Annotated in this window: 30 protein-coding genes; 18 read left to right on the top strand and 12 right to left on the bottom strand. The window is 70.9% G+C overall.

The window, feature by feature from the left end; genetic code table 11:
* Positions 1 to 16 precede the first annotated feature (16 nt).
* The 4 genes from MKL09_RS07430 (at position 17) to MKL09_RS07415 (ending at position 5,574) form a co-directional block, all read left to right on the top strand.
* Complete coding sequence (locus MKL09_RS07430; protein WP_244019235.1) at positions 17 to 1,096, top strand: glycosyltransferase family 2 protein; 1,080 nt, start codon at positions 17 to 19, stop codon at positions 1,094 to 1,096.
* 215 nt (positions 1,097 to 1,311) lie between these two features.
* On the top strand, positions 1,312 to 2,811 hold the full coding sequence (gpmI, locus tag MKL09_RS07425; protein ID WP_244019322.1) for a 2,3-bisphosphoglycerate-independent phosphoglycerate mutase: 1,500 nt from the start codon (positions 1,312 to 1,314) through the stop codon (positions 2,809 to 2,811).
* 182 nt (positions 2,812 to 2,993) lie between these two features.
* A complete protein-coding gene (locus tag MKL09_RS07420; RefSeq protein WP_244019233.1) occupies positions 2,994 to 4,409 on the top strand; it encodes a lipopolysaccharide biosynthesis protein in 1,416 nt (471 codons plus the stop codon).
* A 10-nt stretch (positions 4,410 to 4,419) separates the two neighbouring features.
* Complete coding sequence (locus MKL09_RS07415) at positions 4,420 to 5,574, top strand: GNAT family N-acetyltransferase (RefSeq protein ID WP_244019232.1); 1,155 nt, start codon at positions 4,420 to 4,422, stop codon at positions 5,572 to 5,574.
* Here the strand turns inward: MKL09_RS07415 and MKL09_RS07410 are convergent.
* Positions 5,546 to 5,902 (bottom strand): hypothetical protein, encoded by a 357-nt coding sequence (locus tag MKL09_RS07410; protein WP_244019231.1) that lies wholly within the window; start codon positions 5,900 to 5,902, stop codon positions 5,546 to 5,548. The two genes, MKL09_RS07415 and MKL09_RS07410, sit on opposite strands and share 29 nt — an antisense overlap.
* Positions 5,903 to 5,909: 7 nt before the next feature.
* Positions 5,910 to 6,137, bottom strand: coding sequence for a hypothetical protein (locus MKL09_RS07405; RefSeq protein WP_058191603.1), 228 nt, complete (start codon positions 6,135 to 6,137; stop codon positions 5,910 to 5,912).
* 166 nt (positions 6,138 to 6,303) lie between these two features.
* Between MKL09_RS07405 and MKL09_RS07400 the strand changes: the two genes are divergently transcribed.
* Positions 6,304 to 6,540, top strand: coding sequence for a hypothetical protein (locus tag MKL09_RS07400; protein ID WP_244019230.1), 237 nt, complete (start codon positions 6,304 to 6,306; stop codon positions 6,538 to 6,540).
* Positions 6,541 to 6,649: 109 nt separating this feature from the next.
* Here MKL09_RS07400 and MKL09_RS07395 read toward each other — a convergent pair whose 3' ends face one another.
* Together MKL09_RS07395 and MKL09_RS07390 are read right to left on the bottom strand one after the other, a co-directional pair.
* Positions 6,650 to 7,129, bottom strand: a complete 480-nt coding sequence (locus MKL09_RS07395; protein WP_244019229.1) for a tRNA (cytidine(34)-2'-O)-methyltransferase — start codon at positions 7,127 to 7,129, stop codon at positions 6,650 to 6,652.
* A 60-nt stretch (positions 7,130 to 7,189) separates the two neighbouring features.
* A complete protein-coding gene (locus tag MKL09_RS07390) occupies positions 7,190 to 7,816 on the bottom strand; it encodes a LysE family translocator (protein WP_244019228.1) in 627 nt (208 codons plus the stop codon).
* Between the two features lie 184 nt (positions 7,817 to 8,000).
* Here MKL09_RS07390 and MKL09_RS07385 point away from each other — a divergent pair, with 184 nt between their 5' ends.
* The 3 genes from MKL09_RS07385 (at position 8,001) to MKL09_RS07375 (ending at position 10,340) form a co-directional block, all read left to right on the top strand.
* The gene (locus tag MKL09_RS07385) at positions 8,001 to 8,978 is read left to right on the top strand and encodes a LysR family transcriptional regulator (RefSeq protein WP_244019227.1); all 978 of its coding nucleotides are present in this window, start codon (positions 8,001 to 8,003) and stop codon (positions 8,976 to 8,978) included.
* A gap of 83 nt (positions 8,979 to 9,061) precedes the next feature.
* Positions 9,062 to 9,559, top strand: a complete 498-nt coding sequence (locus MKL09_RS07380) for a PRC-barrel domain-containing protein (protein ID WP_244019225.1) — start codon at positions 9,062 to 9,064, stop codon at positions 9,557 to 9,559.
* Positions 9,560 to 9,758: 199 nt separating this feature from the next.
* Entirely contained in the window at positions 9,759 to 10,340 is a 582-nt protein-coding gene (locus MKL09_RS07375; RefSeq protein WP_244019224.1) for an SCO family protein, read from the top strand.
* A gap of 18 nt (positions 10,341 to 10,358) precedes the next feature.
* On the opposite strand, the gene MKL09_RS07370 is transcribed toward MKL09_RS07375, so the two are convergent.
* Positions 10,359 to 10,997: a PilZ domain-containing protein gene (locus MKL09_RS07370; RefSeq protein WP_244019223.1), complete on the bottom strand. Its 639-nt coding sequence runs from the start codon at positions 10,995 to 10,997 to the stop codon at positions 10,359 to 10,361.
* Between the two features lie 229 nt (positions 10,998 to 11,226).
* Positions 11,227 to 11,826, bottom strand: coding sequence for a PAS domain-containing protein (locus MKL09_RS07365; protein WP_244019222.1), 600 nt, complete (start codon positions 11,824 to 11,826; stop codon positions 11,227 to 11,229).
* 303 nt (positions 11,827 to 12,129) lie between these two features.
* Between MKL09_RS07365 and MKL09_RS07360 the strand changes: the two genes are divergently transcribed.
* Together MKL09_RS07360 and MKL09_RS07355 are read left to right on the top strand one after the other, a co-directional pair.
* A complete protein-coding gene (locus tag MKL09_RS07360; RefSeq protein WP_244019221.1) occupies positions 12,130 to 12,951 on the top strand; it encodes a rhomboid family intramembrane serine protease in 822 nt (273 codons plus the stop codon).
* A 128-nt stretch (positions 12,952 to 13,079) separates the two neighbouring features.
* Positions 13,080 to 13,511, top strand: coding sequence for a CBS domain-containing protein (locus MKL09_RS07355; RefSeq protein WP_244019220.1), 432 nt, complete (start codon positions 13,080 to 13,082; stop codon positions 13,509 to 13,511).
* A 39-nt stretch (positions 13,512 to 13,550) separates the two neighbouring features.
* Here MKL09_RS07355 and MKL09_RS07350 read toward each other — a convergent pair whose 3' ends face one another.
* From MKL09_RS07350 to folE, 4 genes are all read right to left on the bottom strand, one after another.
* On the bottom strand, positions 13,551 to 15,122 hold the full coding sequence (locus MKL09_RS07350; protein WP_244019219.1) for an alkaline phosphatase D family protein: 1,572 nt from the start codon (positions 15,120 to 15,122) through the stop codon (positions 13,551 to 13,553).
* An 88-nt stretch (positions 15,123 to 15,210) separates the two neighbouring features.
* On the bottom strand, positions 15,211 to 16,194 hold the full coding sequence (locus MKL09_RS07345; protein WP_244019218.1) for a patatin-like phospholipase family protein: 984 nt from the start codon (positions 16,192 to 16,194) through the stop codon (positions 15,211 to 15,213).
* Positions 16,191 to 16,613 (bottom strand): phosphoribosyl-AMP cyclohydrolase, encoded by a 423-nt coding sequence (gene hisI, locus MKL09_RS07340; RefSeq protein ID WP_244019217.1) that lies wholly within the window; start codon positions 16,611 to 16,613, stop codon positions 16,191 to 16,193. The genes MKL09_RS07345 and hisI overlap by 4 nt, the downstream gene beginning before the upstream one ends.
* 106 nt (positions 16,614 to 16,719) lie before the next feature.
* A complete protein-coding gene (gene folE / locus MKL09_RS07335) occupies positions 16,720 to 17,556 on the bottom strand; it encodes a GTP cyclohydrolase I FolE (protein ID WP_244019215.1) in 837 nt (278 codons plus the stop codon).
* Between the two features lie 251 nt (positions 17,557 to 17,807).
* On the opposite strand from folE, the gene MKL09_RS07330 reads away from it, so the two are divergent.
* The 7 genes from MKL09_RS07330 to uraD all read left to right on the top strand — a co-directional run bounded on the left by MKL09_RS07330 (position 17,808) and on the right by uraD (position 20,881).
* Complete coding sequence (locus MKL09_RS07330) at positions 17,808 to 18,254, top strand: iron-sulfur cluster assembly scaffold protein (protein WP_244019321.1); 447 nt, start codon at positions 17,808 to 17,810, stop codon at positions 18,252 to 18,254.
* A gap of 5 nt (positions 18,255 to 18,259) precedes the next feature.
* A complete protein-coding gene (yidD, locus tag MKL09_RS07325; protein WP_244019213.1) occupies positions 18,260 to 18,631 on the top strand; it encodes a membrane protein insertion efficiency factor YidD in 372 nt (123 codons plus the stop codon).
* A gap of 210 nt (positions 18,632 to 18,841) precedes the next feature.
* Complete coding sequence (locus MKL09_RS07320) at positions 18,842 to 19,012, top strand: DUF3606 domain-containing protein (RefSeq protein WP_244019211.1); 171 nt, start codon at positions 18,842 to 18,844, stop codon at positions 19,010 to 19,012.
* Positions 19,012 to 19,275, top strand: a complete 264-nt coding sequence (locus MKL09_RS31940; protein ID WP_279605724.1) for a DUF2934 domain-containing protein — start codon at positions 19,012 to 19,014, stop codon at positions 19,273 to 19,275. The genes MKL09_RS07320 and MKL09_RS31940 overlap by 1 nt, the downstream gene beginning before the upstream one ends.
* A 191-nt stretch (positions 19,276 to 19,466) precedes the next feature.
* On the top strand, positions 19,467 to 19,982 hold the full coding sequence (gene uraH, locus MKL09_RS07310; RefSeq protein WP_244019209.1) for a hydroxyisourate hydrolase: 516 nt from the start codon (positions 19,467 to 19,469) through the stop codon (positions 19,980 to 19,982).
* Between the two features lie 31 nt (positions 19,983 to 20,013).
* On the top strand, positions 20,014 to 20,367 hold the full coding sequence (gene uraH / locus MKL09_RS07305; RefSeq protein ID WP_244019207.1) for a hydroxyisourate hydrolase: 354 nt from the start codon (positions 20,014 to 20,016) through the stop codon (positions 20,365 to 20,367).
* A 4-nt stretch (positions 20,368 to 20,371) separates the two neighbouring features.
* The gene (uraD, locus tag MKL09_RS07300) at positions 20,372 to 20,881 is read left to right on the top strand and encodes a 2-oxo-4-hydroxy-4-carboxy-5-ureidoimidazoline decarboxylase (protein ID WP_244019205.1); all 510 of its coding nucleotides are present in this window, start codon (positions 20,372 to 20,374) and stop codon (positions 20,879 to 20,881) included.
* A 9-nt stretch (positions 20,882 to 20,890) separates the two neighbouring features.
* Here the strand turns inward: uraD and MKL09_RS07295 are convergent, their stop codons facing one another.
* Positions 20,891 to 22,126, bottom strand: coding sequence for a methyl-accepting chemotaxis protein (locus tag MKL09_RS07295; RefSeq protein WP_244019203.1), 1,236 nt, complete (start codon positions 22,124 to 22,126; stop codon positions 20,891 to 20,893).
* A gap of 161 nt (positions 22,127 to 22,287) precedes the next feature.
* On the bottom strand, positions 22,288 to 25,389 hold the full coding sequence (locus tag MKL09_RS07290) for a ribonuclease E/G (protein WP_244019202.1): 3,102 nt from the start codon (positions 25,387 to 25,389) through the stop codon (positions 22,288 to 22,290).
* A 238-nt stretch (positions 25,390 to 25,627) separates the two neighbouring features.
* Between MKL09_RS07290 and MKL09_RS07285 the strand changes: the two genes are divergently transcribed.
* Positions 25,628 to 25,996 (top strand): hypothetical protein, encoded by a 369-nt coding sequence (locus tag MKL09_RS07285; RefSeq protein ID WP_244019201.1) that lies wholly within the window; start codon positions 25,628 to 25,630, stop codon positions 25,994 to 25,996.
* Positions 25,997 to 26,091 lie beyond the last annotated feature (95 nt).

Genomic DNA, 26,091 nt, shown 5'->3' with positions numbered 1-26,091 from the left:
TCTCAGGAGAACCGCCATGAAGGACGCTTCGGTCGATGGCTCGGACGGCGCGGTCATCCCGCTCGTGACGATTGCCATGCCGGCCTTGAACGAGGCTCAGCACATCGCCGAGGCGATCCGCTCGGTGATGCCGGCCTCAGGGTCGCTCGCCTGCGAATTGTTGGTGATGGACGGCGGCAGCAGCGACGCGACCTGCGCCATCGTCCGGGCGCTGAGCGTCGAGGATCCGCGGATCCAGCTGATCCACAATGCCCGCCGGATCCAGGCCTCGGCCCTCAACCTCGCGGCGCGCCTGGCGCATCCGGGCTCGACCTATCTCGTGCGCGCCGATTGCCACGCCGCCTATCCCGAGAACTGGGTGCGGGACCTGGTGCGGACGATCCGCCTGCGGGAGGCGGTCTCGGTGGTCGTGCCCCTGCGGACCATCGGGGTGACGCCGCTGCAGCGCGCCATCGCGGCCGCCCAGAACAGCCGGCTCGGCAATGGCGGGTCGGCGCACCGCCTGGGCGGGATCTCGGGCTACGTCACCCACGGCCACCACGCCATCTTCGACCGGCGCGAGTTCCTGCGGGTCGGCGGCTACGACGAGAGCTTTTCGCACAACGAGGATGCCGAGCTGGACCGCCGGTTCTGCGCGGCCGGCGGCAAGATCTATCTCGCGGCCGATCTCGTCGTGACCTACTACCCCCGCGCGACCCTGTTCAGCCTGACCCGGCAATATTTCCAGTACGGCCGCGGCTGCGCCCGGACCCTGGAGAAGCACGCCTGCCTGCCGCGACTGCGCCAGATGCTGCCGCCCCTGGTCCTGGTCTACGGCTTCGTTGCCCTGGCCCTCGCCACCGTCGCGCCGATGATGCTGGTCCTGCTGGCGGTGTATGTGGGCGGCTGCGGCCTGAGCGGCCTCGCCCTGGCGCTGAAGGCGCGAGAGCCGATCCTGGTCATGAGCGGCCCGGCGGCGATCACCATGCACCTGTCCTGGGCGGTCGGCTTCCTGTCGCACCGAGGCTATCGCCGGACCCTGCTGCGGACCGCCCTGCGCCGGAAGCCGCCCCTGCTCGGCGTTGCACCCGGATCGGACCCGGCGAGCGTCAATTGACGGGACTTCCGTGATCGGACCTGCAGATCCGGTGTCAGAACCCGGACGCCGTTCCGCATCCGTCGCCGATTCCGATCCTGGGCTGTAGTCTCGCGCGGCCAAGCCGATTATCGACACGCGCATGTTTCCGGGCCTCGTGGGTCCCGGGATACCGCATCGTGCCGTAGCGGCCTTGGAGTGTTGTGACCGTGCCCGACAGGACCCCGCGCCCCGTGATGCTCGTGATCCTCGACGGCTGGGGACTCCGGGACACGGTCGCCGACAACGCCGTTCTTCAGGCGCGGACCCCGGTCTTCGACGCGCTGATGGCGGAGCGTCCCCGGGCGCGCCTTATGACCTTCGGGGCCGATGTCGGCCTGCCCGAGGGGCAGATGGGCAATTCCGAGGTCGGCCATCTGAATATCGGTGCCGGCCGGGTGGTCATGCAGGACCTGCCGCGGATCGACTCCGCCGTCGCGGACGGCTCGCTCGCCACCAACCCGGCCCTGACCCGGTTCATCGACGCGCTGCGGGCGAGCGGCGGCACCTGCCACCTCGTCGGCCTGCTGTCGCCGGGGGGCGTCCACGCGCATCAGGACCACGCGGTGGCGCTGGCCCGGGTTCTGGTCGAAGCGGGCGTACCGGTCGAGCTCCACGCCTTCACGGACGGGCGCGACATGCCGCCCCGGTCCGCCGCCACCTGCATCGAGACCGTGGAGGCCGCCCTCCCGGAGGGCGCGCGCATCGCCACCTTGTGTGGCCGCTATTACGCGATGGACCGCGACCGGCGCTGGGAGCGGGTATCGATCGCCTACGACGCGATGACGGCGGCGCGCGGCGCCCGGTTCGCGAGCGCCATGGAGGCGATCGCCGCTTCCTACGTGGTCGACCTGTCGGACGAGTTCCTGCGGCCGGCCATCATCGGCGACTATGCCGGCATGAACGACGGCGACGGCGTGCTGAGCTTCAACTTCCGCGCCGACCGGACCCGGCAGATCCTCGAGGCCCTGCTCGATCCGGACTTCACGGGTTTCGCGCGGGCTCGGACGGTCCGGTTCGCTGCAGCCCTCGGCATCGTCCAGTACAGTGTCGAGATCGATGCCTTCGCCGACACCCTGTTCGGTCCCCTCGACCTGCCGAACGGCCTCGGCGAGACCGTGGCCCGGGCCGGGCGCACCCAGCTGCGCATGGCCGAGACCGAGAAATATCCCCACGTCACCTACTTCATGAACGGCGGCCGCGAGGCGCCATTCGAGGGCCAGGACGCGATCCTGGTGCCCTCGCCCAAGGTGGCGACCTACGATCTGCAGCCGGAGATGTCGGCCGCGGAACTGACCGACCGCGCCGTGGCGGCGATCGGCTCCGGCCGCTACGACATGATCCTCCTGAACTTCGCCAATCCCGACATGGTCGGCCATACCGGCAGCCTCGCCGCCGCCGTGAAGGCTGTCGAGACGGTCGATGCCTGCCTCGGCCGGGTGGTCGACGCGATCACGGCGAGCGGCGGGGCGCTGCTCGTCACCGCCGACCACGGCAATTGCGAGATGATGCGCGACCCGGAGACCGGCGAGCCGCACACCGCCCATACGCTCAATCCGGTGCCGGTGACGCTGGTCGGCGTCGACGGCGTGACGCTCGCCGACGGCCGCTTGGCCGATGTCGCGCCGACCCTCCTCGACCTGATGGGACTCGACCAGCCGGCGGAGATGACCGGCAAGTCATTGATCCGGCGCTGAGCGGGCGCTGAGGGGACCACGGCCCGGCGCCTGTCCGGATGCGGGATCGAAGCAACGTGGTCTGAAAGCGTCGTCGCGAAAGGTGGAGTCCGGCTTTCGGAAAGAGACGATGCTCTAACGCTTGCGCCCGCATAAGGGTTGTCGCCGAAGTAGCGACCGGTATGGCGCATGATGCGTAGGACATGATTGCCCGGCACAGTCTGATCTATGTCGGCTCGCGCGGCTTCGCCGCCGCCCTGAACATGGCCTCCGTGGCGGTGTTCACCCGGCTCGCGCCGGTGGAGAGCTACGGCACCTATCTCTACGTCCTGTCCTGGGCGCTGGTGCTCTACGGGGCGACCTGCCAGTGGCCGAAATTCGCGTTCTTCGCCCTCTACGACGAGGCCCGCGAGCCGGCACAGGTCGGCACCGTGGTGCGGATCCTCGCCGGCACGCTGCTGCTCGCCGGCCTCGGCAGCGCGCTCGCGGCCGGACTCGGGCTGGTCTCGGCCCCTATGGCGGCGGCGATCCTGGCGCTCGCCTTCGGCACGACCCTGTTCGAGGGCTCCACTGAGATCGCCCGCACCCGCCTGAAGGCCGGGGCGGTGGCGGCCTCGGTGATGAGCCGGGCCGTGCTGATCCTCGGGCTGGGCAGCCTGGCGCTGCACCTGTCGGCCGATCCCCTGCACCTCGCGTTTGCCGTGGCCGCCGCCAACGCCCTGGCGGCGCTGCCGGCCGCGATCACCATCGCCCCGATGATGCCCGGCCGCGGCAGCCGCGCCGAGGCGCTGCGGCTGTTCGCCTATGGCTGGCCGCTGGTGCTGTCCTTCGGGACGGCGGCGCTCGCCCAGAGCCTCGACCGGCTGATCATCGCCAAGACCGTTGGGCCCGCGGGGCTCGGCGCCTACGGGGCGCTCGCCGACTTCCTGAAGCAGAGCTTCATCGTGTTCGGCGAGGCGATCGCCCTGTCGCTGATCTCCATCGCCAAGCGCGAGGCGCGGGTCGGCGGCATCGCGGCGGCCTCCGGGGTGCTGAGCGACGCCGCCCGGGCCATGACCCTGATCGCCGCCTTCGGGGCGGTGTTCTTCCTGTGCTTCGACGACCTCGTGGTCGCGGTGCTGCTCGGGCCGGATTACCGCGCGGAAGCGCGCGAACTCGCCCCGGTGCTGATCCTGGCCAGCATCCTGATGATGTTCCGGGCCTATTATTTCGGGCAGGTGATCTACTTCACCCGCACCAGCCGGCTGGAGGCGTGGGCGGCTTTCGCCACCCTGGCGGTGGTGGCCGCGCTCTCCCTGCTGCTGATCCCGAGGTTCGGCGCCGCTGGGGCGGCGCTCGCCTTCGCGGGCGGGCAGGCGGCGGCCTGCCTGGTGCTGGTGCTCGGCGCCTACCGGGCCGGCACCACGATGCCGCTGCCGCTCGCCGACGTGATGGGGATCACGGCCGCCGCCCTGGTCTGCGGCGCGGTCACCGCCGGGATCGGCCTGGTCCCGGGGGGCCTGATGCCTCCCGGTCAGATCCTGCGGCTGGTCCTGCTGGTGGTCGGGGCGGGGGCGACCGCGTGGCGCTACGACGTGCTCGGCTTCGCCGGCGCGATCCGCCACCGGCTCGCGGCCTGACGGGCGCGCCATGCGGGACGCCGTGACCCTCCCCAACGGCCTGACGGCTGCGGTTCGGCCCCTCGACCCCGCTGCACCCTGGATCCCGGCCTGGCGGGCGCTCGGCGCGCAGGCCCTGGTCCGCAATCCGTTCTACGAGGCCGGCTACGCGCTCGCGGCCCAAAAACCCTTCGGCGCAGGCATGCGGCTCCTGATCGTCGCCGATCGGCCCCCCGAGGCGCCGGGCGCGCGGCTCCTGGCCGCCTGGCCGTTCCGGACGTCGTGGCGCCGCTGGGGCCTGCCGCTGCCGGTCCTGATGGGCTGGACCCACGGCTACGGCCCGTTCGGCGCCCCGCTCCTCGACGGTGCCGACCCGGAGGCCGCGCTCGCCGGCCTGCTCACTGCGCCCCGGGCGCTGGGCCTGCCACCGCGGCTGCTCCTGCCGAACGCGCCCGCGGACGGTGCTTTTGCCGATCTGCTGGCCGCGCACGGGGTGCGGCAGGCGGCCTACTGGCCGCATGAACGCGGATTGCTCGACGTGACCGGCCGGTCGATGCAATCGCGGAAAACTTATCTCGACCATCTCTCCGGCAAGCGGCGGCGCAAGCTGCGCCTCGCTCGCCAGCGCCTGGAGGCCGCGGGGCCGGTCGTGCTGGAGATCTTGGACGCGCCCGGAGCACTCGATGGCGCCCTGGACGACCACGTCGCCCTGGAGGCTGCGGGCTGGAAGGGCCGCGCAGGCACTGGCTTGGGGCAGCGGCTCGACGAGGTCGCGTTCCTGCGCGCCGTGCTGGCTGATCTCGGATCCGAGGGGCGCGTGCGCGTCGCGCGGCTGCGTCGGGAGGGCCGAATCCTGGCCTCCGCGATCCTGCCGACCACCGGCGCCGAGGCCTGGGTGCTCAAGATCGCCCATGACGAGGCCGACCCGGAGGCCGCCCCCGGGGTGCAACTCGTCCACCGCCTGACCGAGGCGGTGCTGGCCGGGGAGGGCATCGACCGGATCGATTCGTGCGCCCCACCGGATTTCGCCCTCGGCTCCACCTTCTGGACGGAGCGGCGCCCGATCGCCCACCTGCTGGTCGAGGCCGGGCGCGACACGCTGTTTCCGGTGGCCCGGACCCTGGAGCGTGCCCGCGAGCGCGTGGCGCGGGCACGCCTCACCAGCCGAAGCGAGCGATCTGCGTGAGCCGCGCCTGCGTCGCCGCCTCGTCTCGGCCGAAGCGGGCGATCCGCTCGGACAGGGCGTAGCAGGTCGCGCAGAACGGGAGCTGGATCACCGGAATGCCGTCGCTCCGCGCCCGGCCGACCGAGGCGATCAGGCAGGGGACGACCGGCTCGTCCGCGGGCGTGCCGAGGCAGTCGGCCCGCGGGCTTCCGAACACCGGACGGTTCGGCCAGGTCAGCTGAAGCGTCGTGCCGCCGCGCCGGTCCGGGGCGGGCGCCAGGGTGTAGCTGCGCAGGAACAGGCCGCAGCTCAGCAGGACGAGCCCGGGCAGGATCAGCGTGGCGCGCATTCGCCCCTCAATCCGCCGCGTCGAAGCGGCTGCGAAAGAACACCTCGCGGCCGGCGCCGTCGATCACCCGCACCGCTTGGGCCGGCTCGCCGGAGCGCTGCGGCACCCGGGCGCGGGCGAACAGGCGCAACGCCCGCTCCTGGGCGGTCTCCAGGCTGCCGACGCGCACCGAGATCCGCGTCTGGACCTCGTCCGCCTCGGGGCCGAGGACTTCGATATGGAAGGTCTCGCGCAACGGCACCTGCCTGATCGTGAGCGCCCGCCGCCGGAACGGGCCCGGTTCGGCGCGGTGTGAAATCCGTCTCCGGAGACGGCCTCGGAGCCAAGTCCGATTGCAACGCGATCGGGGGCGGCCCTAAGAGGGGCGCCCCCGACATAGGGGAGATTGTTCGAGGAGTCCCGTGGACCCGCTCAAGGCTGCCGCCGCGACTGCCGTCTGCCTCGTCCTGTTCTGGCTGGCCTTCCGGCTGACCCGGCGCCTCGTCGACATGGCGATTGCGGGGGGCTACGCGGAGGAGCGTCGGCGGCTGGCGGACGAGGAAGCGCAGGCCGCCTCGGACGCCGTGCCGCAGGCCGCGAGCGGCGACGAAGCGACGGCGTCCCTGGCCGGCATCGTGCAGGGCGCGCCCGCGAAGTAGGGATGGCGGCGCTGCGCCCGGGGGCGCGGGCGCACGATCTCCCGCGCCGCATCCGGCGAAGGGCAAGCACGCGGCTCGTGCCCTGCGTCCATTCGGAGACCGGCCGCGCTCAAGCCGCCGGGCCGCGATCCGGTGAGAATCCACCGGTCTGCCGCAGGGCCTCGCCGGTGATCATCGCGGCCGCGACCGCCACGTTCAGCGAGCGCATTCCGGGCCGGATCGGCACCACCACCCGGGCATCGGATACCGCGTGGACGGCGTCGGGCACGCCGGCCGATTCGCGCCCGACCATCACGCAATCGTCCGGGCGGAACGCGAAGTCCGTGTGGGGCAGGGCGCCCGCCGTGGTGGCCAGCACCAGCCGCAGGCCGGCCTCGGCCCGCCACGCCTCGAAGGCCGAGAACGAGCGGTGCCGGGTGATCGCCACGTGGTCGAGATAGTCGAGGCCCGAGCGGCGCAGGTGCCGGTCCGAGACGTCGAAGCCCGCCGGCTCCACGATCTCGACCGCGATCCCGAGGCAGGCGGCCATCCGCAGCATCGTGCCGGTGTTCTGGGGGATGTCGGGTTGGTAGAGGACGAGGCGCAGCATGGGGCCAGGCTTGTGATCGGCCGGCGCCGCGCCGTCAAAGCGCCCCGCTCCCGATCCGGGCTACGGCATGCCGCCCGGCTGGTTGATGGATAGGAGCATCGTTCCGAACAGCGTGAGGATGACGCCGATCACGCGGTTGAACAGGATCTGGCGGCGCAGGACGAAAGCGCGGGCGCCCGGCTTCGAGAGGTACGACGAGACCAGGGCGAACCACGCCAGGTGGGACAGCGATATGAACAGGCCCCAGGCGATCTGCCGTTGCAGCGCGGCGTCCGGGCCCAAAGCCTGACTGTAGATGCTGATCACGAAGATCGAGGTCTTGGGGTTGAGCCCGTTGGTGAGCAGGCCGGTGACGACGCCGCGCGCGCTGAAAGCGGCGGGAGGCCCGGCTGCATCCGGCTCGGCCGTCCGGCGGCGCAGGACCATCGAGACGCCCATGCAGATCAGGTACGCGGCACCCAGGATCCTGATGAGGCCGAAGGCGTGGGGGATCGTGCGCTCGATGAGCGCGAGCCCGACGATCGCGTAGGCGACGTGGAACCAGCACGCGATCGCGATCCCGGTGCTGACCGCCAAGCCCGCCTGCCGGCCGTACAGGCAGCTGTTGCGCGACACCATGGCGAAATCGGCGCCGGGGCTCAGCACGGCCAGCCAGACGACGGGAACGATCAGGGCGGCCTGTTCCATGGCGGATTCCTCAAGGCTCGCGAACCCAGGCGCGCGTCGTCGCCGACGCGCCGGTGCGCGGTGTCGCGGGTGTCGGAATGAGACCGCGGCCTTCGGATCGCTGCGGTCCAGCGCATGGAAGCACAGGCGGGCGGACGAAAAAATCGAGTTGCTCTCACCGCGAAGCGTGAGGAAAACTCACTTTATGGATGCGCCGGACCCCATTCGCGAACGCCTGCCGCAGCTCGGCGCGCTGCGGGTGTTCGAATCGGCCGCCCGGCACGGGAGCCTGACCCGGGCCGCGGATGAGCTTCACGTCACCCACGGCGCCGTCAGCAAGCAGATCAAGAACCTCGAAGCGGATCTCGGCGAGGCGCTGTTCGTCCGTAGGAACCGGGGCGTGTTCCTGACGGAGCGGGGCCGTGCCCTGGCCGCCCGGCTCCGGAGCATCTTCGGCGATCTGGAAGACGCCCTCGCCGAGTTCCGCACCCAGGGCTCCGAGCAGCCGCTGGTCGTGTCCTGCGAGCCGACCCTGTGCCTGAAATTCCTGATCCCGAGCCTCGGCGCGTTCCAGCACGCCACCGGGATCGAGGTGCGGGTGCTGGCGGCCGGCGGGCGTATCGATGTCCGGCGCGACCCTGTCGACCTCGCCATCCGCCGGAACGATTTTCCGATCGACAGCACGCTCCATGCCCGGGTGCTCTGCGACGAGGCGATGGGGCCGGTCTGCGCGCCCGAGGCGCTCGCCCGGTTCGAGGCGGAGACGGGCCGATTCCCACTTCCGGCGCTCCACACCCGCAGCCGACCCGATGCCTGGGCGGCCTGGAAACGCCTGAACCGCCCGGCGATCACCTGCACCTCGGACAGGACCTACGAGCATTTCTACCTGGCGATCGAGGCGACCCTGGCCGGGCAGGGCGTCGCCCTGGCATCGATCCACATGGTCGAGCGGGATGTGGCGGCCGGGCGCCTGTGCAGTCCTCACGGCTTCTGGCCGGACGGCACGCAATACGTCGCCCTCTCGGCACAGCCGATCGACCGGGACGAGCGGGCGAGCCGCTTCGTGGACTGGCTCTCGGCGCGCATGAACGCGACGCTTGCGGCGGCGGTACCGGCGGCCGTCGAGACCCGGGCCAGGGACGCGCAGCCGGCAAAGGGGCGCGCAATCCACGGGACGCGGTGAGAATCGGCGGAACTTACGCTGCGCCAGAGCCTTAGAGCGGCGCCACCCTCGTTCGCGGCCCTCCGTCCGAAAGTCCTGACCCGATGCGCACTCCGCTCCTCGCCTCGGCCCTCCTGCTGGCCGGCCTCGCAGCCGCCGCGGCGCAGACTGCCAGCCCGCCGCCGAATGCCCCCGCGGCGCCGGCCCCCGGCCAGCCGGCCACCATGGCCGACAACCTGCGCCCGACCTTCGTAGCCCAGACGCCCGATGACATGGTCGCCAGCAAGCTGATCGGTGCCAGCGTCACCAACGCGGCCAACGACACGATCGGGCAGATCGCCGATTTCGTCCTCGACCAGAAGGGCAGCGTGAAGGCCTGGATCATCGGCGTCGGCGGCTTCCTGGGGATCGGCTCCAAATACGTGGCCGTCGACCCGTCGGTGCTGAAGCTCGACCGGACCGACGACAAGACGCTCCAGGCCCGCATCGACACGACCAAGGATCAGCTCAAGGCCGCGCCGGAATACATCTACCTCGGCAAGGAGCCGCCGAAGGGCGCCGCGTCCGCCCCGCCCGCCGGCGAGCCAGCCGCCAAGCCCTGATTCCCGACCGGGGACAGGCCGGCGACATAGAGCATCATCCCGACAGGCGGCCGCCGGCTTTCGAAAAAAGAAAAGGCTCATCAATGGCCTGGGGCGTCATCCCGGGCCGGATGCTTTGGGCGACGCTCCAGCGCCGACTTGCCTTCGTGCGCGGTTCCATGCTGTGCCAGCCGCTGCACGGAGGTCGGAGTCCGAGAAGATGCGCCGCGCCCTGATCCCACTCCTCGCCTTCTGCCTCGGCCTCGTCGGCCTGACCGGGGCGGCGGTGTTCGCGTTCATGCCGGACCGGGCGCCGGTGGGCGTGCCGGGGGTCGGCGGCCCGTTCACGCTGGTCGACCAGGACGGGCGGACCGTCACCGAGCGCGATTTCGCCGGGGCGCCGCATCTGGTGTTCTTCGGCTTCACCCATTGCCCGGACGTGTGCCCGACGACGCTGCAGCAGGTCTCGGACGTGCTCGCGGCCCTCGGGCCCAAGGCCGCGCGCATGCGGGTCGCCTTCGTCACCGTGGATCCCGAGCGCGACGACCCGGCGAGCCTGAAGACCTATCTGTCGAGCTTCGATCCGCGCATCACCGGCCTCACCGGCAGCCCCGAGCAGGTCGTCGCCACCGAGAAAGCGTACCGGGCCTATGCCCGCAAGGTGCCCGGCAAGGACGGGGACTACACCATGGAGCACACCGCGATCGTCTACGTGATGGACGCGCAGAACCGCTTCCTGGGCGCCCTGGATGTCTCGCGCCCGGCCGAGGAGACCGCGGCCCAGTTGGCGAAGAAGATCTGAGACGCAGCTCGAAGGGGCCTACAACGTCATCCCGGCATGGAAGCGGTCGGGGGAGAGCGGCAGCAGGAACTGCACGCCGAAGCCGCCCTCGAAGTAGCGGACCAGGCGCCCCGGCGTATTGCCCACCGTCACGGCCGCTCCGAGGGGCAGCGTCGCCGAACTGGAGATGGCCACGCCCGACATCGAGATGTCGATCAGCCGGGCCTGGATTTCCCGCCCGCTCTCGACCCGCAGGGTCACCGCCGTCTGGGTCGGCACCAGACGCTCGTGGGAGCGTCCTTCGGGCAGGCCCAGGATCTCGCGGTTGGCGAGCCAGGTCAGCTGGGACGCGATCTTGTCGCGCTTGCGCGGCGTGGCGTTGAGCTGGACCGCGAAGCCACCCTCGCTGTGGCGCGCGATGACGCCCTCGATCCGCCCGATATGCTCCAGGTAGAGCACCACGCGCTCGCCGACCGCGCCCACCACCGCGCAGGTCAGGCGGACGCCGCCCGGCGACATGTCCACGGTCTGGCAGGGATATTCCCGGCGGTCGGCCAGCATGTAGCGGCCGAGTACGGCGACCCGGACGCGCTGGTGACGGCGCTGGTCGGCGGCGTTGCGCCCGCAGCTGACCGCGCGGCTCACATCCGTTCCAGCGGTGGCGTCGACCGCGATCATTCCGAAATGGGCTCCGCGCCGCGACAATCGTTTTCGCAAGCTAGAGCCGGACTGTTACGAAAGCCTTTTTCCCGCTTCAGCAATATCCGCCGCGGCGTAGATTTTTCTTTCGTGTTTGGTCGTCTAGACCCGATTGGACGGTGAATGCATCTATTGGTGTCGATAACACGTGATATTGCCCTACAAAATTTTGGTTGAATATTTCGAATTCAGATTTCGTCTCCCGGTTTCAGGCCCGCCCGCCGGCATGGACGAGAAGGTGCCCCCGGCGCACCGGGCCGGGGAAGCCGGCGGGCCCCCGGATCGCCGGCCGCGCCGGCGGGGCGGCCTCCATCCTGCGGCCGGGCAGGATGCGCAGGGAGGTGGTCTCCGCCTGCACCAGCGGGCGCAGGCCGATCCAATGCGGCGTGCTCCCGAGGCTCAGGGTCCCGAGCGCCCGCACCTGCATGCGCCCGCGATGGCGCAGGGGCAGGAGCAGCAATTCGAGATCCACCGCCTCGCCGGCGGAGTTCTGGCCGCGCAGGCCCGCAACCACGCCCAGAGTGTCGCTCGCCACGATGTCGACGATGCGCCACGGGTCGGGCGCCTCCGAGCCCCACAGGCTGGCGAAGGTCGCGCCCTTCAGCTCCCGGCCGTAGAGGGCGCAGACCCGGGTGCCGGCGAGCCGGACCGTGGCCGAGCGCTCGGCCATGTCGAGCTCTAGGATCAGGCTGTCGGCCAGCAGATGCCGGATCTCGCCCGGCTCGATCTCGGCGCGCTCGGGCGCGGCGCGCTCACCGCGCAGGCGCTCCCAATAGGCATGGAGCATGCGGCTCGTGGGATGTTTCATCGGAGTCCCGGATCGATACGCCTGTTGTCCGTCCCCGGATCGGTTTGGCACATCCGCGGGGGACGGGCCGGAGATCCGGGGCGATCTCGGGCTCAGAGCGCATACGCCGTGCCGCCCGGCGCGGGACGTTTTTGGGATCGAGATTGGCGCGGGTCCGGGTGCCCGGAGCGGTCCTGCCGGTGCCGGGCTCGGAGCGATGTTCAGACACCCTCACAGAGCGGCGGCACCCAAACACCACCTGAAAAAGCTTCAATACGCCGCCGGGACTTGCCCGATCCCCCTTGGCCCCGACATGGTGCCGAGATGGATGCCTCCCCCGAATTCCCGCGCCAGAGCCGCGTGCCCGTGTTCAACATGCCGGGGGTGGTGACGCTCTCGATCGGATTGCTGATGGCGATCCAGGCGGTGCGCGAGTTCCTGCTGCCGGACACCCTCGACATTCAGGTCGTCCTCGACCTCGCCCTGGTGCCGGCCCGCTGGACATTGTGGTTCGATCCCGGGAAGGCCGCCGACGTGATCCAGGCGGCGGCCGGACTCGGCGACCCGGACATGGAGGCCGCCCGCGAGGCGTTCGCCCGATACATCGCCTCAGAGCACGCGCTGCAGCCCTGGACGTTCGGGACCTACGCACTGCTGCACGGCTCCTGGATGCACGTGATCTTCAACAGCGTGTGGCTCGCCGCCTTCGGGTCGCCGGTGGCCCGGCGTTGCGGCGCCTGGCGCTACGGCCTGATCGCGCTGGCCGGGACGGTGGCCGGCGGCGCGCTGCACGTGCTGATCGACCCGTTGAGCGCGGGGCCGCTGGTCGGCGCCTCCGCGGGGATCTCGGCCCTGATGGCGGCGGCCGCGCGGTTCGTGTTCCAGCCGCCCGCCTCCGGCTACACCGGCCCGGCCTGGCAAGTGCCGCCGCACCGCCCCGCCGAGACGATTCCGGAACTTCTGCGCAACCGGACCGCGGTGGCCTTCCTGGCGATCTGGCTCGCGACCAACCTGCTGTTCGGTTTCGTGAGCGTGCCGCTGGTGGGCGAGAACGCCGCCATTGCCTGGGACGCGCATCTCGGGGGTTTCATCGCGGGCTTCCTGTTGTTCCCGCTCCTGGATCGGCGCGAGACGGTGCGGAGCTAGCACCTTGCCAACGCGGCGGTTCGGTCACACACTCGCCATAATGTGAACGAGCCGGGGCCTACCCGGACGACAGCGTAACGAAGGCGCCGCGGCTGACGGCGCACGCACCGCGTCACAGGGAGAGAGCCATGACCGTCGCACGCATCCTCGCCGAGAAGGGCAGCTCCGTCGTCACCGTGAGCCCCGACAAGACCCTCGAGGAGGTGATCCAGATCCTGGCCGAGAAGCGGATCGGCGCGCTCGTGGTCGCCCATCCCGACGGGTCGGTGGCCGGGATCATCTCCGAGCGCGACATCATGCGGGCGCTGGCCCGCCACGGCGGCGCGACCTTCGACGCGCCGGTCTCGGACCACATGACCACCCAGGTCACGACCTGCGGCCGCAGCAGCACCATCGAGGAGGTGATGGGCCTGATGACCGAAGGGCGCTTCCGCCACGTCCCGGTCTGCGAGGACGGCCGCCTCATCGGCCTGATCTCGATCGGCGACGTGGTGGCGCGCCGCATCGCCACCGTGGTGGCCGAGCATCAGGCCCTGCGCGACTACATCACCATGGCGTAGGCCCTGCGCCGGCCGTGTGTCCGGCCGGCGCGCGCGCCCTCACGCCTTCGCGGGGTCGAGGGTGACTTGCCACAGGTCGGTATCGGCCGCGTCCTTGAGGGTCACGGTCATCTGCTCGGTGGCGCCGTCCACCGCGACGTGGCCGAAGAACTGGTAGCCGGCGGCCGGGGACAGGTTCACCTGGCCCTTGTCGGGCGCCTTCACGTAGCGCAGCTGCGGGCCGAACGTGTTGTCGAGTGCGTTGGGCCCGAAGGTGCCCGCATGCAGCGGGCCCGAGACGAACTCCCAGAACGGGTCGAAATCCTGGAACTGCGCCTTGTTGGGGTCGTAGTAGTGGGCGGCCGTGTAGTGCACGTCCGCCGTCAGCCAGACCGTGTTGCGGATCTTGGCCTGCTTGATGAAGCGCAGCAGGTCGGCGATCTCCAGCTCGCGCCCGAGGGGCGGCCCATCGCCCTGCGCCACCGCCTCCGAGCCGAAGTCGCGGTCGACGTCGTAGGTCACCACGAGGCCGAGGGGCATGTCGGCGGCGATCACCTTCCAGGTCGCGCGCGATTCGGTGAGCGCCCGCTTCAGCCAGGCGATCTGCTGCGGCCCGAGGAAATACGCGTCGGGGCCATATTCTTTCTGCCGGTTCTCGCCGTTCGGCCCCCGGTAGGAGCGCATGTCGAGCATGAACACGTCGACCAGGGGGCCGTAGGCGATCTTACGGTAGACCCGGCCGGGCTCGGCCGGCTCGAAGCGCATCGGCATGTATTCGTGAAACGCCCGGGCCGCGCGCAGCTGCAGCGCGAGCACGTTCGGGTCGGCGTATTTCTTCTTCAGGTGCTCGGCCCGGGTGAGCGGCTCGCCCGGCCACCAGTTGTTGGTGACCTCGTGGTCGTCCCATTGGGCCAGGATCGGCACGGCGGCGTTCATCGCCAGCACGTTCCGGTCGGTGAGGTTGTACTTGTGGCGACCGCGGAACTCGGTGAGCGACTCGGCCGGCTTCGAGACCTCCTCGGTGACGCGGTTGCGCCACAGGCTGCCATCCGGGAGCTTCACCTCGGCCTGGATCGGCCCGTCGGCATAGATCGTGTCGCCGGAATGGATGAAGAAGTCCGGCCGGTTCCTGAGGATCGCGGAATAGATCGTCATGCCGCCGCGGGCCTCGTCGATGCCCCAGCCCTGGCCGACCGTGTCGCCTGACCAGCAGAATGAGACCGAGCGCTTGTCCGCCGGCGCGGTGCGGAACCGCCCGACCTGCGCGGGCCCGACGATGGTCGGCGCGGCGACGTCCTGGAGCCGGACCCGGTAGAACACGTCCTGACCCGGTGGCAGCCCGGTCAGCGCCACTTTCACGGTGCCGTCGCTCTCGGGCAGGGCGTCGGCGAAGACGCCGCCGCGGATCTCGGAAAAGCTCTCGGTGGTCGCCCACTCGATGATCGCCCGGGCCGGCCGGTCCGAGCGCGCCCAGACCACCGCCGAATCGGTGCCGACATCGCCGGACTGGAGTCCGTGGCTGAGGAGCGGCCGGTCCGCGGCCCGGCTCAGGCTCGGACGGGCCAGGCCGGTGGCCATCCCGACGAGGCTGGCGCCTCCGGACAGGAGGATCTGGCGGCGGCTCGTGTACATTGGAAGCCCTCTAGGTCGATGAGGGCCCATCGCAACCGGCCGCGACAACCGCGTGACGATCCCGGCACGCAGCCGCTGGCGGCTACGTCTATGCCCGCGCGGCCGCGCCGTTCACGACGGCGCGGATCCGCGGCAGGGCCGCCCGGGCCGCCCGGTAGCCGATATCAATCCCCTCGGCGGCCTTGTGGAAATCGAACAGGCCGAAGCCGGCGACGTCCGGCCCGATGGCGATGTCCGGCGGGTCGCGCTCCAGCCGCGCCCGGGAGATCCGGTCCTGGGTGATGTTGAAGGCGCCGAGCACCACTCGGGCGATGCCCGGGACCGGGATCTCGGGCTCCTGCGGCTCGAAGCCGGGCAGGCGCTCGCGGATCACCTGGAGGAAGCTGCGGCGCGGGGCCGGGGTCGGCACCTCGTGCACCACCGGGCCGCCGGTATCGCCGTTGAGGTTCACGCAGATCACCAGATCGGCTCCCAGCGAACGGGCCAGTGCCACCGGCACCGGGTTGACCAGGGTCCCGTCCATCAGCACGCGCCCCTCGTGGGTCACCGGCGGGAACAGGCCGGGGATCGCGTAGGAGGCCCGCACCGCCTCGACGGTCGGGCCCTCGGTGAGGCTTACCTCCAGGCCGCTGCCGTACTCGGTGGCGACGCAGCCGAAGCGGATCGGCAGGCTCTCGATCCGGCGCGTGCCGAGATCGGCGAACAGACGCTGACGCAGGCGGTTGCCGGCGATCAGCCCGGAGCCCGGAAAGCGCGGATCGATCAGCCGGACTACCCGGCGCCGGGTGAGTTCCCGTGCGAAGCTCTCCAGCCGGTCGAGGCGCCCCGCGGCGTAGCAGGCGCCGACCACGGCGCCGATCGAGCAGCCCGCGACCACGGTGGGATGGATGCCGCCTTCCTCCAGGGCGCGGATCACCCCGATATGGGCCCAGCCCCGGGCCGAGCCGCCGCCCAGCGCCAGGCCGATCCGGGGACCCGCGCTCGGCAGGGGCCGGATCGGCTCGACGGTGCCGGGGAGAAAATACGGGACGGCCGGACACGCTTGCCATTGCAGGGCAAGGGACGCGCTCATGCCCCGGAGGCCTCCAGGGTGACGGCGCCATCCACCCCGCGGACGACGCGGCGGTAGAAGCAGGCCCGGCGGCCGGTGTGGCAGCAGCCGCCGTCGCCGCCGACCTCGACGCGGATCAGCAGCGCGTCCTGGTCGCAATCGACCCGCATCTCGACGACGCGCTGGATCTGCCCGCTGGTCGCGCCCTTGTGCCAGAGTTCCTGCCGGGATCGCGACCAGTACCAGGCCTCCCCGGTGGCGATGGTCCGCGCCAGCGATTCGGCGTTCATGTGGGCCAGCATCAGCACGCGCCCGTCATGGGCGTCGACCGCGATGCAGGCGACCAGCCCGTCCCGGTCGAAGCGCGGGGTCAGGCTCGTGCCTTCCTCGACCTCGGCCCGGGTGCCGGGGGGATCGAAAGCGCTATCGCTTGCGGTCATGGCGGCAGACGTAAGTCCGGTTGAGCTTGAGTCGAGGCTATCGGGTGCAGCCTGATCGATGAAAGTCGCGTGACGGTGCGGCCTGGTCGGGCCATCCCGCCTGCGGCTACTTCGTGCCGCCGCGCACTAGGGTGAGGAAGCGCACCTGCTCGCTGGCGTCGTCCTTGAACACGCCGCGGAACTGGCTGGTGATCGTCGAGACGCCGGCCTTCTGCACGCCGCGCATCGCCATGCAGAGATGCTCGGCCTCCACCATCACGGCGACGCCGCGGGGCTTGAGGATGCTCTCGATCACGTCGGCGACCTGGGCGGTCATGGTTTCCTGCGTCTGCAGGCGGCGCGCGAAGGTATCGACCACCCGGGCGAGCTTCGAGAGCCCGACCACGCCACGGGTCGGATAATAGGCGATGTGGGCGAGCCCCATGAACGGCACCATGTGGTGTTCGCAATGGGAGTAGAACGGGATGTCGCGCACCAGCACGATGTCCGAATAGCCCTCGACCTCCTCGAAGACGCGGGCCAGCAGGGCCTCGGCATCCATCTCGTAGCCGCCGAACAGCTGCCCGAAGGCCTTGGTGACCCGCGCCGGGGTGTCGCGCAGGCCCTCGCGGTTCGGGTCGTCGCCGGCCCAGCGCAGGAGGGTACGCACGGCGGCCTCGGCCTCGGCGCGGCTCGGGCGGCCGGTCTCGATGCCGTCGGGCACGCGGGTGGCGGAGGCGGGCTCCGGCGCGCGTTCGACCGCAGCGGGGCGGCCGTCATCGACCGGTCGGTTGTCGTTGCGCATACCTGTCAGACCTTGACCCGGATCCTGGCCGCCGGCTCCGTTCCGAGACACGTCATGTCCATCGACCGGATAGGACAGGGATTTAAGCGCGGCATCCATGGCATCTCCGGCCCGCGCCACACGGGACTTCATCGTGGTGCTGTCAGGCTTGGCATACATCGTCGGATCGCGTCGGGCTTGGAGGACAGATCCCGGGCCCGGAACGGTTTCGCGCCGGCGCCCCGGGGTGGAATAGCCTTGGAAACTACCTTGGCCGTGGGCGCGACCCTGGTCGATCGGCAGCCTCCTCGCGAAGCGACCGCTTGCGGCCTATATCATTGTTCGCACGGCAACACGCAATGCACACCCCGCGCGTCAGAATCCCGATGGGCCGAAGGTCCGATCGGATGACGTACCCGGCCGAGGATCCGATGCTCGACGACATCTACAACCGCCGCATCCTCGAACTGGCCGCCGATATCCCGCGGCTGGGACGCCTGGACCGGCCCGATGCCAGCGCCACCGCGCATTCCCGCCTGTGCGGCTCGACCGTGACGGTCGATCTCGTCCTCGGCGAGGACGGCCGGGTGGCCGATTTCGCCCAGGATGTCCGGGCCTGCGCGCTCGGGCAGGCCTCCTCGTCGCTGATGGGCCGGCACGTGATCGGCGCCACCGAGGCGGAGCTGCGCGGCGTCCGCGAGACCATGCGGGCGATGCTGAAGGAGAACGGTCCGGCCCCCGGCGGCGCCTGGGCGGAACTCGCGGTCCTGGAGCCGGTGCGGGACTTCAAGGCGCGCCACGCCTCGACGCTGCTGACCTTCGACGCGGTGGTCGACGCCCTCGACCAGATTGCTTCGAAGCGTCAGGCCGCCGCGTAGCCGCGATGGTCCGCCGTGCCGCGCATTGGGCGATCCGGACCTACCAGCTCACCCTGTCGGGCCTGATCGGCCGCCAATGCCGGCACTGGCCGAGCTGCTCGGAATACGCCGACCAGGCCATCACCCGGCACGGGCTCTGGCCGGGGGCCTGGATGGGCTTTTCGCGGATCTGCCGCTGCGGCCCGTTCGGCACGCACGGCATCGATCTGGTGCCGGACCGACTGCCGCCGGCCGCCGCCTGGTACCGCCCCTGGGCCTATGCCCGCTGGCGCGGCGTCGAGGCCCCCCCGTCGCCGTTTGCCTGCGTGGCGGTGGAGGCGGGAGAGGCGTCGGCCGAGCGCCGCCGGTTTCAGGACAGGGCCGGGTTACAAGATTGAAGAAAGATTTTCCAAAAACTACGACGCCTTCCCAAAGTCTTTCTCATGACGTCCGCGATGCAGGCGGCGGCCCCGTAAATCACCGGGTCATTCGGGGCTGCGCAGCCCCCCGATCAGACGAGCCCTGGCAACCGATCACGCCCATTCCGGTTGTCCCTCCAGACAGCCCGGCCCGACCACGGCTGAGCGCCCATCCAGAGTGTGCGAACCATGTCCACCGAGTTCAGAGGCAAGACGCATATCGACATCTTCGACCGGGTCATGCGCGAAGAGTGGGCGCAGCGCTTCGGCGTCAGCGAGGAGCGGCTGCGCAAGGCCGTGACCATGGTGGGGAGCCGGATCACCAGCGTCGCCGCCTATCTCGACAGGCCGGCCTCCTGATGAAGACGACGGCGTCGGAATCCGAACCCGACCTACGGTCGTCCCCGGAGCCCGTCGCTCCGGGGAGTGGTCCGCGTCCGCCCTCGAATCGGTCCGAGGACAGGACCGCGCCGGATGCGATCCCGTTCGAGGAGATCCGGGAGCGCGCCTACGAATTGTGGGAGCGCAACCACCGGCCCGAGGGATTCGAGATCGAGTTCTGGCTGCTGGCCGAGCGGGAATTGCGCAAGGAGCGCAACCGCAGGAAGGCCGACGAGGCCTAACGTCCCCCGGTCGCCGATCCCGAGACGCGTCAGGCCCTCGACGGCTGGCTCGGCCTTTGCAAGACCCTGCGGCATGCGGGTGTCGATCGGCGAGGGCAGGGCGGAATGAGGCCGAGATCCGTTTCACTCCGGCTTCGCCGTCCTGCGGGGCCGAAGCGCGCTCCCGGCTCCGGAACGAATGGGAGCCCGGCGTGGATCCTCTCGGTCTGACTCGCCGGAGCCTCGCCGAGTTCGGCCTCGGCGGGGCGGCTGCCGCAGCGAGCGCAGGCGGCACGCTGGCCCAGGCGGGGCCAGGCGGCGCCGGCGCTCCGCCCGGGGCCCTCGCCGTCACTCCGACCTCGCAGGCCGGGCTCGGTCCGCGGTTGACTCTGCACGCGATCGACAATGCCCACGGCACTCCGGGCGCAGGCCTCGTCTGCGACCTGTCGATCCGCGAGGCCGATGCCTACCGGCCGATCAAGACGGTCACCACACAGGCCAACGGCCGCCCGGCCGATCCGCTCCTGGTCGACGATGGGCTGCAGGTCGGCCGCTACGAGCTGCTGCTGCATGTCGGGGCGTATTTCGCGGCCCTCGGCGTTGCGCTCCCGAGCCCGAGCTTCCTGGACCTCGTGCCGATCCGCTTCCAGATCCGCGACCCGCGCCAGCGCTACCATCTGCCGGTGCTGTTCACGCCCTGGGGCTATTCCTACTATCGGGGCAGTTGAGCCCGAACCCATCCTCCGGGACCTCGCATCCATGGCCGGCATCTCGACCCATGTGCTCGACACCGATCGCGGCCGCCCCGCTGCGGGCGTGCGGATCGACTTTTCGATCCTGGAGGGCACGACGTGGCGGCTGGTGCGGAGCGTGGTCACCAACGCGGACGGGCGCACCGATGCGCCGATCCTGCCGGCGAGCGAGGCGAGGACCGGCCAATACGAGCTTGTCTTCCACGTCGGAGATTATTTCAGGCAGCGTCCGGGCACCGCCGAGGCCGACATCTTCATCGACGATCCGGTGGTCCGCTTCGCGATCTTCGACGCCCAGCAGCACTACCACGTGCCGATGCTGTGCGCGCCCGCCAGCTTCACCACCTATCGCGGCAGCTGAGGCCATGCCCGATCTCGCATCGGTCAACCGGATGGAGGCGGAGGGCTTCGTGGCACTGCTCGGCGGCGTGTTCGAGCACGCGCCCTGGGTTGCGGAGGCCGCCTGGCCGCACCGGCCTTTCGCCAGCGTGGGCGCCCTGCACGACGCGATGATGCAGGCGGTCCGCGCCGCGTCGGCCGAGCGGCGCCGCGCGTTCCTCAACAACCATCCCGACCTTGCCGGCCCGGAGGCCCGGGCCCGCAGCCTGACGACGGAGTCCGCGAGCGAGCAGGGCAGCGCCGGCCTCGACCGCATCACCGCGGAAGAGGCGGCCGCCTTCGACCGCTTGAATGCGGCCTACCGGGCGCGGTTCGGCTTCCCGTTCATCATCGCGGTGCGCGGGCGCGGCCGGGCCGAGATCCTGGCCGTGTTCGAGGAACGCCTCGCCCGGGACCCGACGCTCGAAGAAGCAACCGCCCTGGAAGAGGTCGCTCGGATCACCCGCATGCGCCTGGACGGGCTGGTCGGACCGTAAACCCGAGCGTTAGGCTCCGGCCGCCGCCTTGGCCTCGACCAGGGCCGCCTCGAAGCTGGTAAACGCCGTGGTCGCCTCGTCCCAGGCCTGGGCGCGGATGTGCCGGGCCAGGGAAGCGGCGAGATCCCGAGCCTGCGTCAGGGCCGATTCCACGGCGGCCGGACGGCTCGGATCGGCCGGGATGCCGACCGGCGGCGTGTCGGCCGAGCGCATCCCCACCAGGGTCGCCGCCATGGCGCGGCGCCAGGCGGCACAATCGGCCGGGATGCGGGCGAGCCGCATCGCCGCGTCGTCCCCGGCCTGCCGGTCGAGAAGGGTGCGGCCCAGATCCTCGATCCGGTCGAGCTGGCCCAGCGCGTCGCCGATCTCCCGGCGGCCCTTGTCGGTGCCTTCCGCGATCCGGCCGACGCTCCGGGCGATCTCGCCGGTGGCCTGGATCTGCTGGCCCATGATCTCGGAGGCCTCGCGCATCTGCGCCGCCACCGTGGCGACGGCGCCGCTCTCCGCCTCGACCCGGACATTGGCCCGCACCATCGCGGCGGCGCCGGTCTCGACGGCGCTGCGGCTGCGCGTCACCGCCGCCTGCATCGCCGCCATTTCCTCGCGAAGACCGCCGAGCCGGGCGCGGATCTCGTCGGTCGCCTTCGCGGTCTGCGCGGAGAGCATCTTCACTTCCGCGGCAACAACCGCGAAGCCTCGGCCGGCCTCGCCGGCCCGCGCGGCCTCGATGGTCGCGTTGAGCGCGAGCAGATTGGTCTGGGCCGAGATCGCCGCGATGGTCCCGGCCATCTCCTCGATCCGCAGGGCGGCCGCCGAGAAGCTGTCGAGACGGCTGCCGATCTCCTCGGTGCCCTGCTCGATCCCGCGCATGCCGTCGCTGGCGCGTTGCAGGTCGTCGACGCAGGTGGCGATGCCGGCGCGGGCGGTCTCGGCGGTCTCGGCGGCCGAGGAGGAGCGGGCCGCGATCTCGCTGGTGCTGGCGGCGAGTTCCTCGCTGGCGGCGGCGATCAGCCGGGCCTGTTCGGCGGTGCCGGAGGCGTCGTGCGTCATCCAGCCGATCGAGGTGCCGGCATCGGAGGCCGCGGCCGACAGGCGCGCCAGGAGCGTCATCAATTCGCGATCGGGGGCGGCGGCTTGCTGGACCGCGGCCACGGGTGTTGCGACGGGCGAGGCGGTCTGAGCATCGGCCGTCGCCGCGGACCCGGCCGGGTCCTGGGCCGGGCGCTTGCGGCGCAAACTCAACATGCGGAGGCTCCTGCGAACGTCGATTCGGGGGCCATATTCGCACGGAACCTTCAACCGAAGATGAAGGATAACCATCCCTTATTGGAATTGGACAAAGGCATCCGTTTCCCGGCTGCCCGCCGTCGCCTCCGGACGATTTCGTCCGGGGGCGACGGCGCATCTCACTCGCCGGTGAGGGCGGCCTTGGTGCGGGACCACCAGCCGGCGCGCTTGGGCCGGTCGGGATCGCTGGGCTGGGTCAGCACCACCGCCACGGGTTCGCGCGGCGGTGCGGCCTCCGTCGGCGCCGCCTCGGGCGGGGCCTCTACGGCTTGTGCCTCGGCCCGCTCCCTGGGCTCCGGCGCGGCCGCGACCGGCAGGTCGACGGCGACCTCGTCATGGACGGGGGACGGCGCGGCCTCGACCGCCTCGGCCACCGCCTCCGCACTCACCGGCTCCTCGGCCGACAGGGCGACCGCATCGGAATCCGTCTCGGCGGACCCGTCCGAGTCGCCGCCCTCGCGGATGCGGCCCTCGGCGCGGCCGCGACCGCCCCGGCGGCCGCGGCGGCGGCGGCGGGTGCCATCCTCCTCGGTCCGGGCGGCCTCGTCCGGGCCGGCGACGGCCTCGCCGGGCTCACCGCCCTCGGAGGCCACAGCCGCGATCGGGGTCTCGCCGGCCGCGTCGGATTCGGGCTCGTCCTCGGTGCCGCGCTCCTCGTCCTGATCGTCCTCGTCCTGACGCTCGCCCTCGGTCTGGCCTTCTTCGGCCTGGCCCTCCTCGGACCGACCATCCTGGCGGCCGCCGCGCCGGCGGCGCCGACGGCGGCGGCGGCGGCCGTCGCCCTCGTCGCGCGTGCCGTCTTCGCGGGCGCCTTCGTCACGCGATCCGTCCTCGCGCGCCTCGGCCCGGCCCTCCTCGGACTCGCCCTCGGCATCCGCCTCGGCCTCGTCGGTCTCCTCGACGTCGTCCTCGTCCTCGAACTCCATGGACGGCGAGATCGCCTGCGCACGCACGCCGGTGACCGGGCCTTCCGCGCGCTGGGCCGGCTCGCCACGGTCGAGCTGGAACGCGGTGGTCACTGCCAGCCGCTCGTCGGCCGCGATCGTGATCGTGACGCCGAAGCGGATTTCCAGCTCGCGCAGGTGCCCGCGCTTCTGGTTGAGGATGTAGAGCGCCACCTCGGTCCGGGTGCGCAAGATCAGGTTGTGGGACGCTGACTTGAGCAGCGCCTCCTCGATGGAGCGCAGGATGTGGAGCGCCACCGAGGCGGTGGCCCGTACGTAGCCCGAGCCGCCGCAATGCACGCACGGGATCGAGGACGATTCGAGCACGCCGGTGCGGATGCGCTGGCGGCTCATCTCCATCAGGCCGAAGGGCGAGATCCGGCCGACCTGGATGCGAGCGCGGTCGTTCTTCAGGCAGTCGTTGAGCTTCTTCTCGACCGCGCGGTTGTTGCGCTTCTCCTCCATGTCGATGAAGTCGATGACGATCAGGCCCGCGAGGTCGCGCAGGCGCAGCTGGCGGGCGACCTCCTCGGCCGCCTCCAAGTTCGTCCGCAGGGCGGTGTCCTCGATGTCGTGCTCGCGGGTCGAGCGGCCCGAGTTCACGTCGATCGAGACCAGCGCCTCGGTCGGGTTGATCACCAGGTAGCCGCCGGATTTCAGAGAGACGTGGGTCGAGAACATCGCGTCGAGCTGCTGCTCGACGCCGAAGCGGGCGAAGATCGGCGTCGAATCGCGATAGGGCTTCACGACCTTGGACTGGCCGGGCATCAGCATCCGCATGAAGTCCTTGGCCTCGGCATACGCCTCCTCGCCGGAGACCAGAACCTCGTCCAGGTCCTTGTTGTACAGGTCGCGGATGGCGCGCTTGATCAGCGAGCCTTCCTCGTAGACCAGGGCCGGGGCCATCGAGGTCAGGGTCAATTCGCGGACCGACTCCCAGAGCCGCATCAGGTACTCGAAGTCCCGGGCGATCTCGGGCTTGGAGCGCGAGGCGCCGGCAGTGCGCAGGATCACGCCCATGCCGTCCGGCACCTCCAGATCGGCCACGACCTCCTTGAGGCGCTTGCGGTCGGCCGCCGAGGTGATCTTCCGGGAGATGCCGCCGCCGCGGCCGGTGTTGGGCATCAGGACCGAGTAGCGGCCGGCGAGCGACAGGTAGGTGGTGAGCGCCGCGCCCTTGGTGCCGCGCTCTTCCTTGACGACCTGCACCAGGATGATCTGGCGGCGCTTGATCACCTCCTGGATCTTGTAGTGGCGGCGATAGTGGCGGGGCCGCTCCGGGATCTCCGCCAGCGCGTCGCCGTTGCCGCCGACCTGGGCGATCCGGGGCTCGGCATCGGGATCGTCGGAATCCTCATCCGACTCCTCGTCGGACTCGTCCTCGTCATCCTCGTCCGAATCGTCTTCGTCCTCGTCGTCCTCGGAGTCCTCGTCCTCCAGATCAGCCTCGTCGTCGGCCTCTCCGATCGCGGACCCGCTCCGGCCGGACGACGCCTCAGCGGCATCCTCGGCGATCGTCTCGGCAGGCGCGTCGGCGACGGTCAGGGCCTCGGCCACCGCGACCACGGCCTCGACAGCCTCGTCGCGGTCAGCCGACGGCTGCTCGGGCTGCGCCTCGGCCCCAGCCGTGGGCTCGGTCGCCGGCACGGCCTCGGCAGCCTGCGCGGGGATGTCCCCGGCAGCGGTTTCGGAGGCAATGGCCTCCCGTACGGCTTCCGGGTTCTCGGCGAGGGTGTCGGGCTGCCCGGCCTGGGCGGCCGGGGTCTCGTGCCCCTCGGCGTGATTCTCGGCCTGCGCAGTCTCGACGTCCGAAGACCCGGCGGCCTGCGGCAGCTCCGAATCCTGCTGGGCCTCGTGATCCTGCGATGTCTCGGGCGCGTCCTCGGCGCTCACCGTATCGTCGGTGCGGGAGCGGGCCTCGGCGCGGCGGCCGCGGGACCGGCGGGGCGACCGGCGACGGCGCTCCTCGCGCTCGCGGTGCTCCTCGGCGTCGCGGGCCTCGTCCTCGAGCAGCGCCTGCCGATCGGCGAGCGGGATCTGGTAATAGTCGGGGTGGATCTCGTTGAAGGCGAGGAAGCCGTGGCGGTTGCCGCCGTACTCGACGAACGCCGCCTGCAGCGACGGCTCCACCCGGGTGACCTTGGCGAGATAGATGTTGCCGCGCAGCTGGCGCCGGTTGGCGGCCTCGAAGTCGAACTCCTCGACCCTAGACCCATGGACCGTGACGACCCGGGTCTCCTCCGGGTGCATCGCGTCGATCAGCATTTTGTTGGCCATGTCGGACTCTCGGCATGGCGGCCGACGTCGTTCTCCGTGCCCGTGGTCCCGGCGGCGCCTCGCCCGACCTGCTTGTGGCCTGGCATGGAGCCGGCCTCGTCACCGAGGCGGCTGGGTTCGAGGGGAAATTGCCGTCAACCGCCGTTCGGCGCCCTGGGCGCCTGGGGTTGAACTTGGCCGGTAGGCGGAACGGGCCGGTGCGACGCAGGTCCTGCGCCTCCGGGGCACGCGCAGCGCCATGCTGAGCCGTGCGTCCGTTCATCCTGGTTCCGACCTCGCGAAACAATCTCGGCCGGGTGAGACCGGCCGTGAATTCCTGGATGCGGCGGAACAGCTCCACCGCGTCGTGCGACACCTGCCCGATCGGGAAAACACCCGTCGTCGCCAGGCGGGCAAAAAAGCCAGCCGCGACGCCGCGTCCGTTTTCTCGAAGGAATTCGGCCGCGTCCGCAAGCCGTTACGACGGCCGGCGGGACCGGAGAAGGGTCAGTATCATTACAGACGGCCGCGGGGATTTGGCAAGGGTCAAGCGCGGGACGATGTCACGGTATCGTCATGGCGCGAGGGTGGGCGCTCCGGCGCTGGCGGGAAATTTTTTGCGCGATGATCCGAGCTTTAGCTGCGTTTTACGGGCAGCGAATCCCTCGCCCCGCTTGCGGGGAGAGGGCCGCGACGACCTCGTCGTCGGCGCGGCGAGGCGGC

This window comes from Methylobacterium sp. J-048, assembly GCF_022829515.1.
Classification (GTDB): domain Bacteria; phylum Pseudomonadota; class Alphaproteobacteria; order Rhizobiales; family Beijerinckiaceae; genus Methylobacterium.
This window is presented reverse-complemented; position numbering and strand designations above follow the sequence as displayed.

What these genes read in the sequence shown, in the direction of transcription:
- MKL09_RS07430 (WP_244019235.1), top strand. Translation starts at nt 17, where the DNA reads ATGAAGGACGCTTCGGTCGATGGCTCGGACGGCGCGGTCATCCCGCTC.
- gpmI (WP_244019322.1), top strand. Translation starts at nt 1,312, where the DNA reads ATGCTCGTGATCCTCGACGGCTGGGGACTCCGGGACACGGTCGCCGAC.
- MKL09_RS07420 (WP_244019233.1), top strand. Translation starts at nt 2,994, where the DNA reads ATGATTGCCCGGCACAGTCTGATCTATGTCGGCTCGCGCGGCTTCGCC.
- MKL09_RS07415 (WP_244019232.1), top strand. Translation starts at nt 4,420, where the DNA reads ATGCGGGACGCCGTGACCCTCCCCAACGGCCTGACGGCTGCGGTTCGG.
- MKL09_RS07410 (WP_244019231.1), bottom strand. Translation starts at nt 5,902, where the DNA reads ATGCGCGCCACGCTGATCCTGCCCGGGCTCGTCCTGCTGAGCTGCGGC.
- MKL09_RS07395 (WP_244019229.1), bottom strand. Translation starts at nt 7,129, where the DNA reads ATGCTGCGCCTCGTCCTCTACCAACCCGACATCCCCCAGAACACCGGC.
- MKL09_RS07390 (WP_244019228.1), bottom strand. Translation starts at nt 7,816, where the DNA reads ATGGAACAGGCCGCCCTGATCGTTCCCGTCGTCTGGCTGGCCGTGCTG.
- MKL09_RS07385 (WP_244019227.1), top strand. Translation starts at nt 8,001, where the DNA reads ATGGATGCGCCGGACCCCATTCGCGAACGCCTGCCGCAGCTCGGCGCG.
- MKL09_RS07380 (WP_244019225.1), top strand. Translation starts at nt 9,062, where the DNA reads ATGCGCACTCCGCTCCTCGCCTCGGCCCTCCTGCTGGCCGGCCTCGCA.
- MKL09_RS07375 (WP_244019224.1), top strand. Translation starts at nt 9,759, where the DNA reads ATGCGCCGCGCCCTGATCCCACTCCTCGCCTTCTGCCTCGGCCTCGTC.
- MKL09_RS07370 (WP_244019223.1), bottom strand. Translation starts at nt 10,997, where the DNA reads ATGATCGCGGTCGACGCCACCGCTGGAACGGATGTGAGCCGCGCGGTC.
- MKL09_RS07365 (WP_244019222.1), bottom strand. Translation starts at nt 11,826, where the DNA reads ATGAAACATCCCACGAGCCGCATGCTCCATGCCTATTGGGAGCGCCTG.
- MKL09_RS07360 (WP_244019221.1), top strand. Translation starts at nt 12,130, where the DNA reads ATGGATGCCTCCCCCGAATTCCCGCGCCAGAGCCGCGTGCCCGTGTTC.
- MKL09_RS07355 (WP_244019220.1), top strand. Translation starts at nt 13,080, where the DNA reads ATGACCGTCGCACGCATCCTCGCCGAGAAGGGCAGCTCCGTCGTCACC.
- MKL09_RS07350 (WP_244019219.1), bottom strand. Translation starts at nt 15,122, where the DNA reads ATGTACACGAGCCGCCGCCAGATCCTCCTGTCCGGAGGCGCCAGCCTC.
- MKL09_RS07345 (WP_244019218.1), bottom strand. Translation starts at nt 16,194, where the DNA reads ATGAGCGCGTCCCTTGCCCTGCAATGGCAAGCGTGTCCGGCCGTCCCG.
- hisI (WP_244019217.1), bottom strand. Translation starts at nt 16,613, where the DNA reads ATGACCGCAAGCGATAGCGCTTTCGATCCCCCCGGCACCCGGGCCGAG.
- folE (WP_244019215.1), bottom strand. Translation starts at nt 17,556, where the DNA reads ATGTATGCCAAGCCTGACAGCACCACGATGAAGTCCCGTGTGGCGCGG.
- MKL09_RS07330 (WP_244019321.1), top strand. Translation starts at nt 17,808, where the DNA reads ATGCTCGACGACATCTACAACCGCCGCATCCTCGAACTGGCCGCCGAT.
- yidD (WP_244019213.1), top strand. Translation starts at nt 18,260, where the DNA reads ATGGTCCGCCGTGCCGCGCATTGGGCGATCCGGACCTACCAGCTCACC.
- MKL09_RS07320 (WP_244019211.1), top strand. Translation starts at nt 18,842, where the DNA reads ATGTCCACCGAGTTCAGAGGCAAGACGCATATCGACATCTTCGACCGG.
- MKL09_RS31940 (WP_279605724.1), top strand. Translation starts at nt 19,012, where the DNA reads ATGAAGACGACGGCGTCGGAATCCGAACCCGACCTACGGTCGTCCCCG.
- uraH (WP_244019207.1), top strand. Translation starts at nt 20,014, where the DNA reads ATGGCCGGCATCTCGACCCATGTGCTCGACACCGATCGCGGCCGCCCC.
- uraD (WP_244019205.1), top strand. Translation starts at nt 20,372, where the DNA reads ATGCCCGATCTCGCATCGGTCAACCGGATGGAGGCGGAGGGCTTCGTG.
- MKL09_RS07295 (WP_244019203.1), bottom strand. Translation starts at nt 22,126, where the DNA reads ATGTTGAGTTTGCGCCGCAAGCGCCCGGCCCAGGACCCGGCCGGGTCC.
- MKL09_RS07290 (WP_244019202.1), bottom strand. Translation starts at nt 25,389, where the DNA reads ATGGCCAACAAAATGCTGATCGACGCGATGCACCCGGAGGAGACCCGG.
- MKL09_RS07285 (WP_244019201.1), top strand. Translation starts at nt 25,628, where the DNA reads ATGCTGAGCCGTGCGTCCGTTCATCCTGGTTCCGACCTCGCGAAACAA.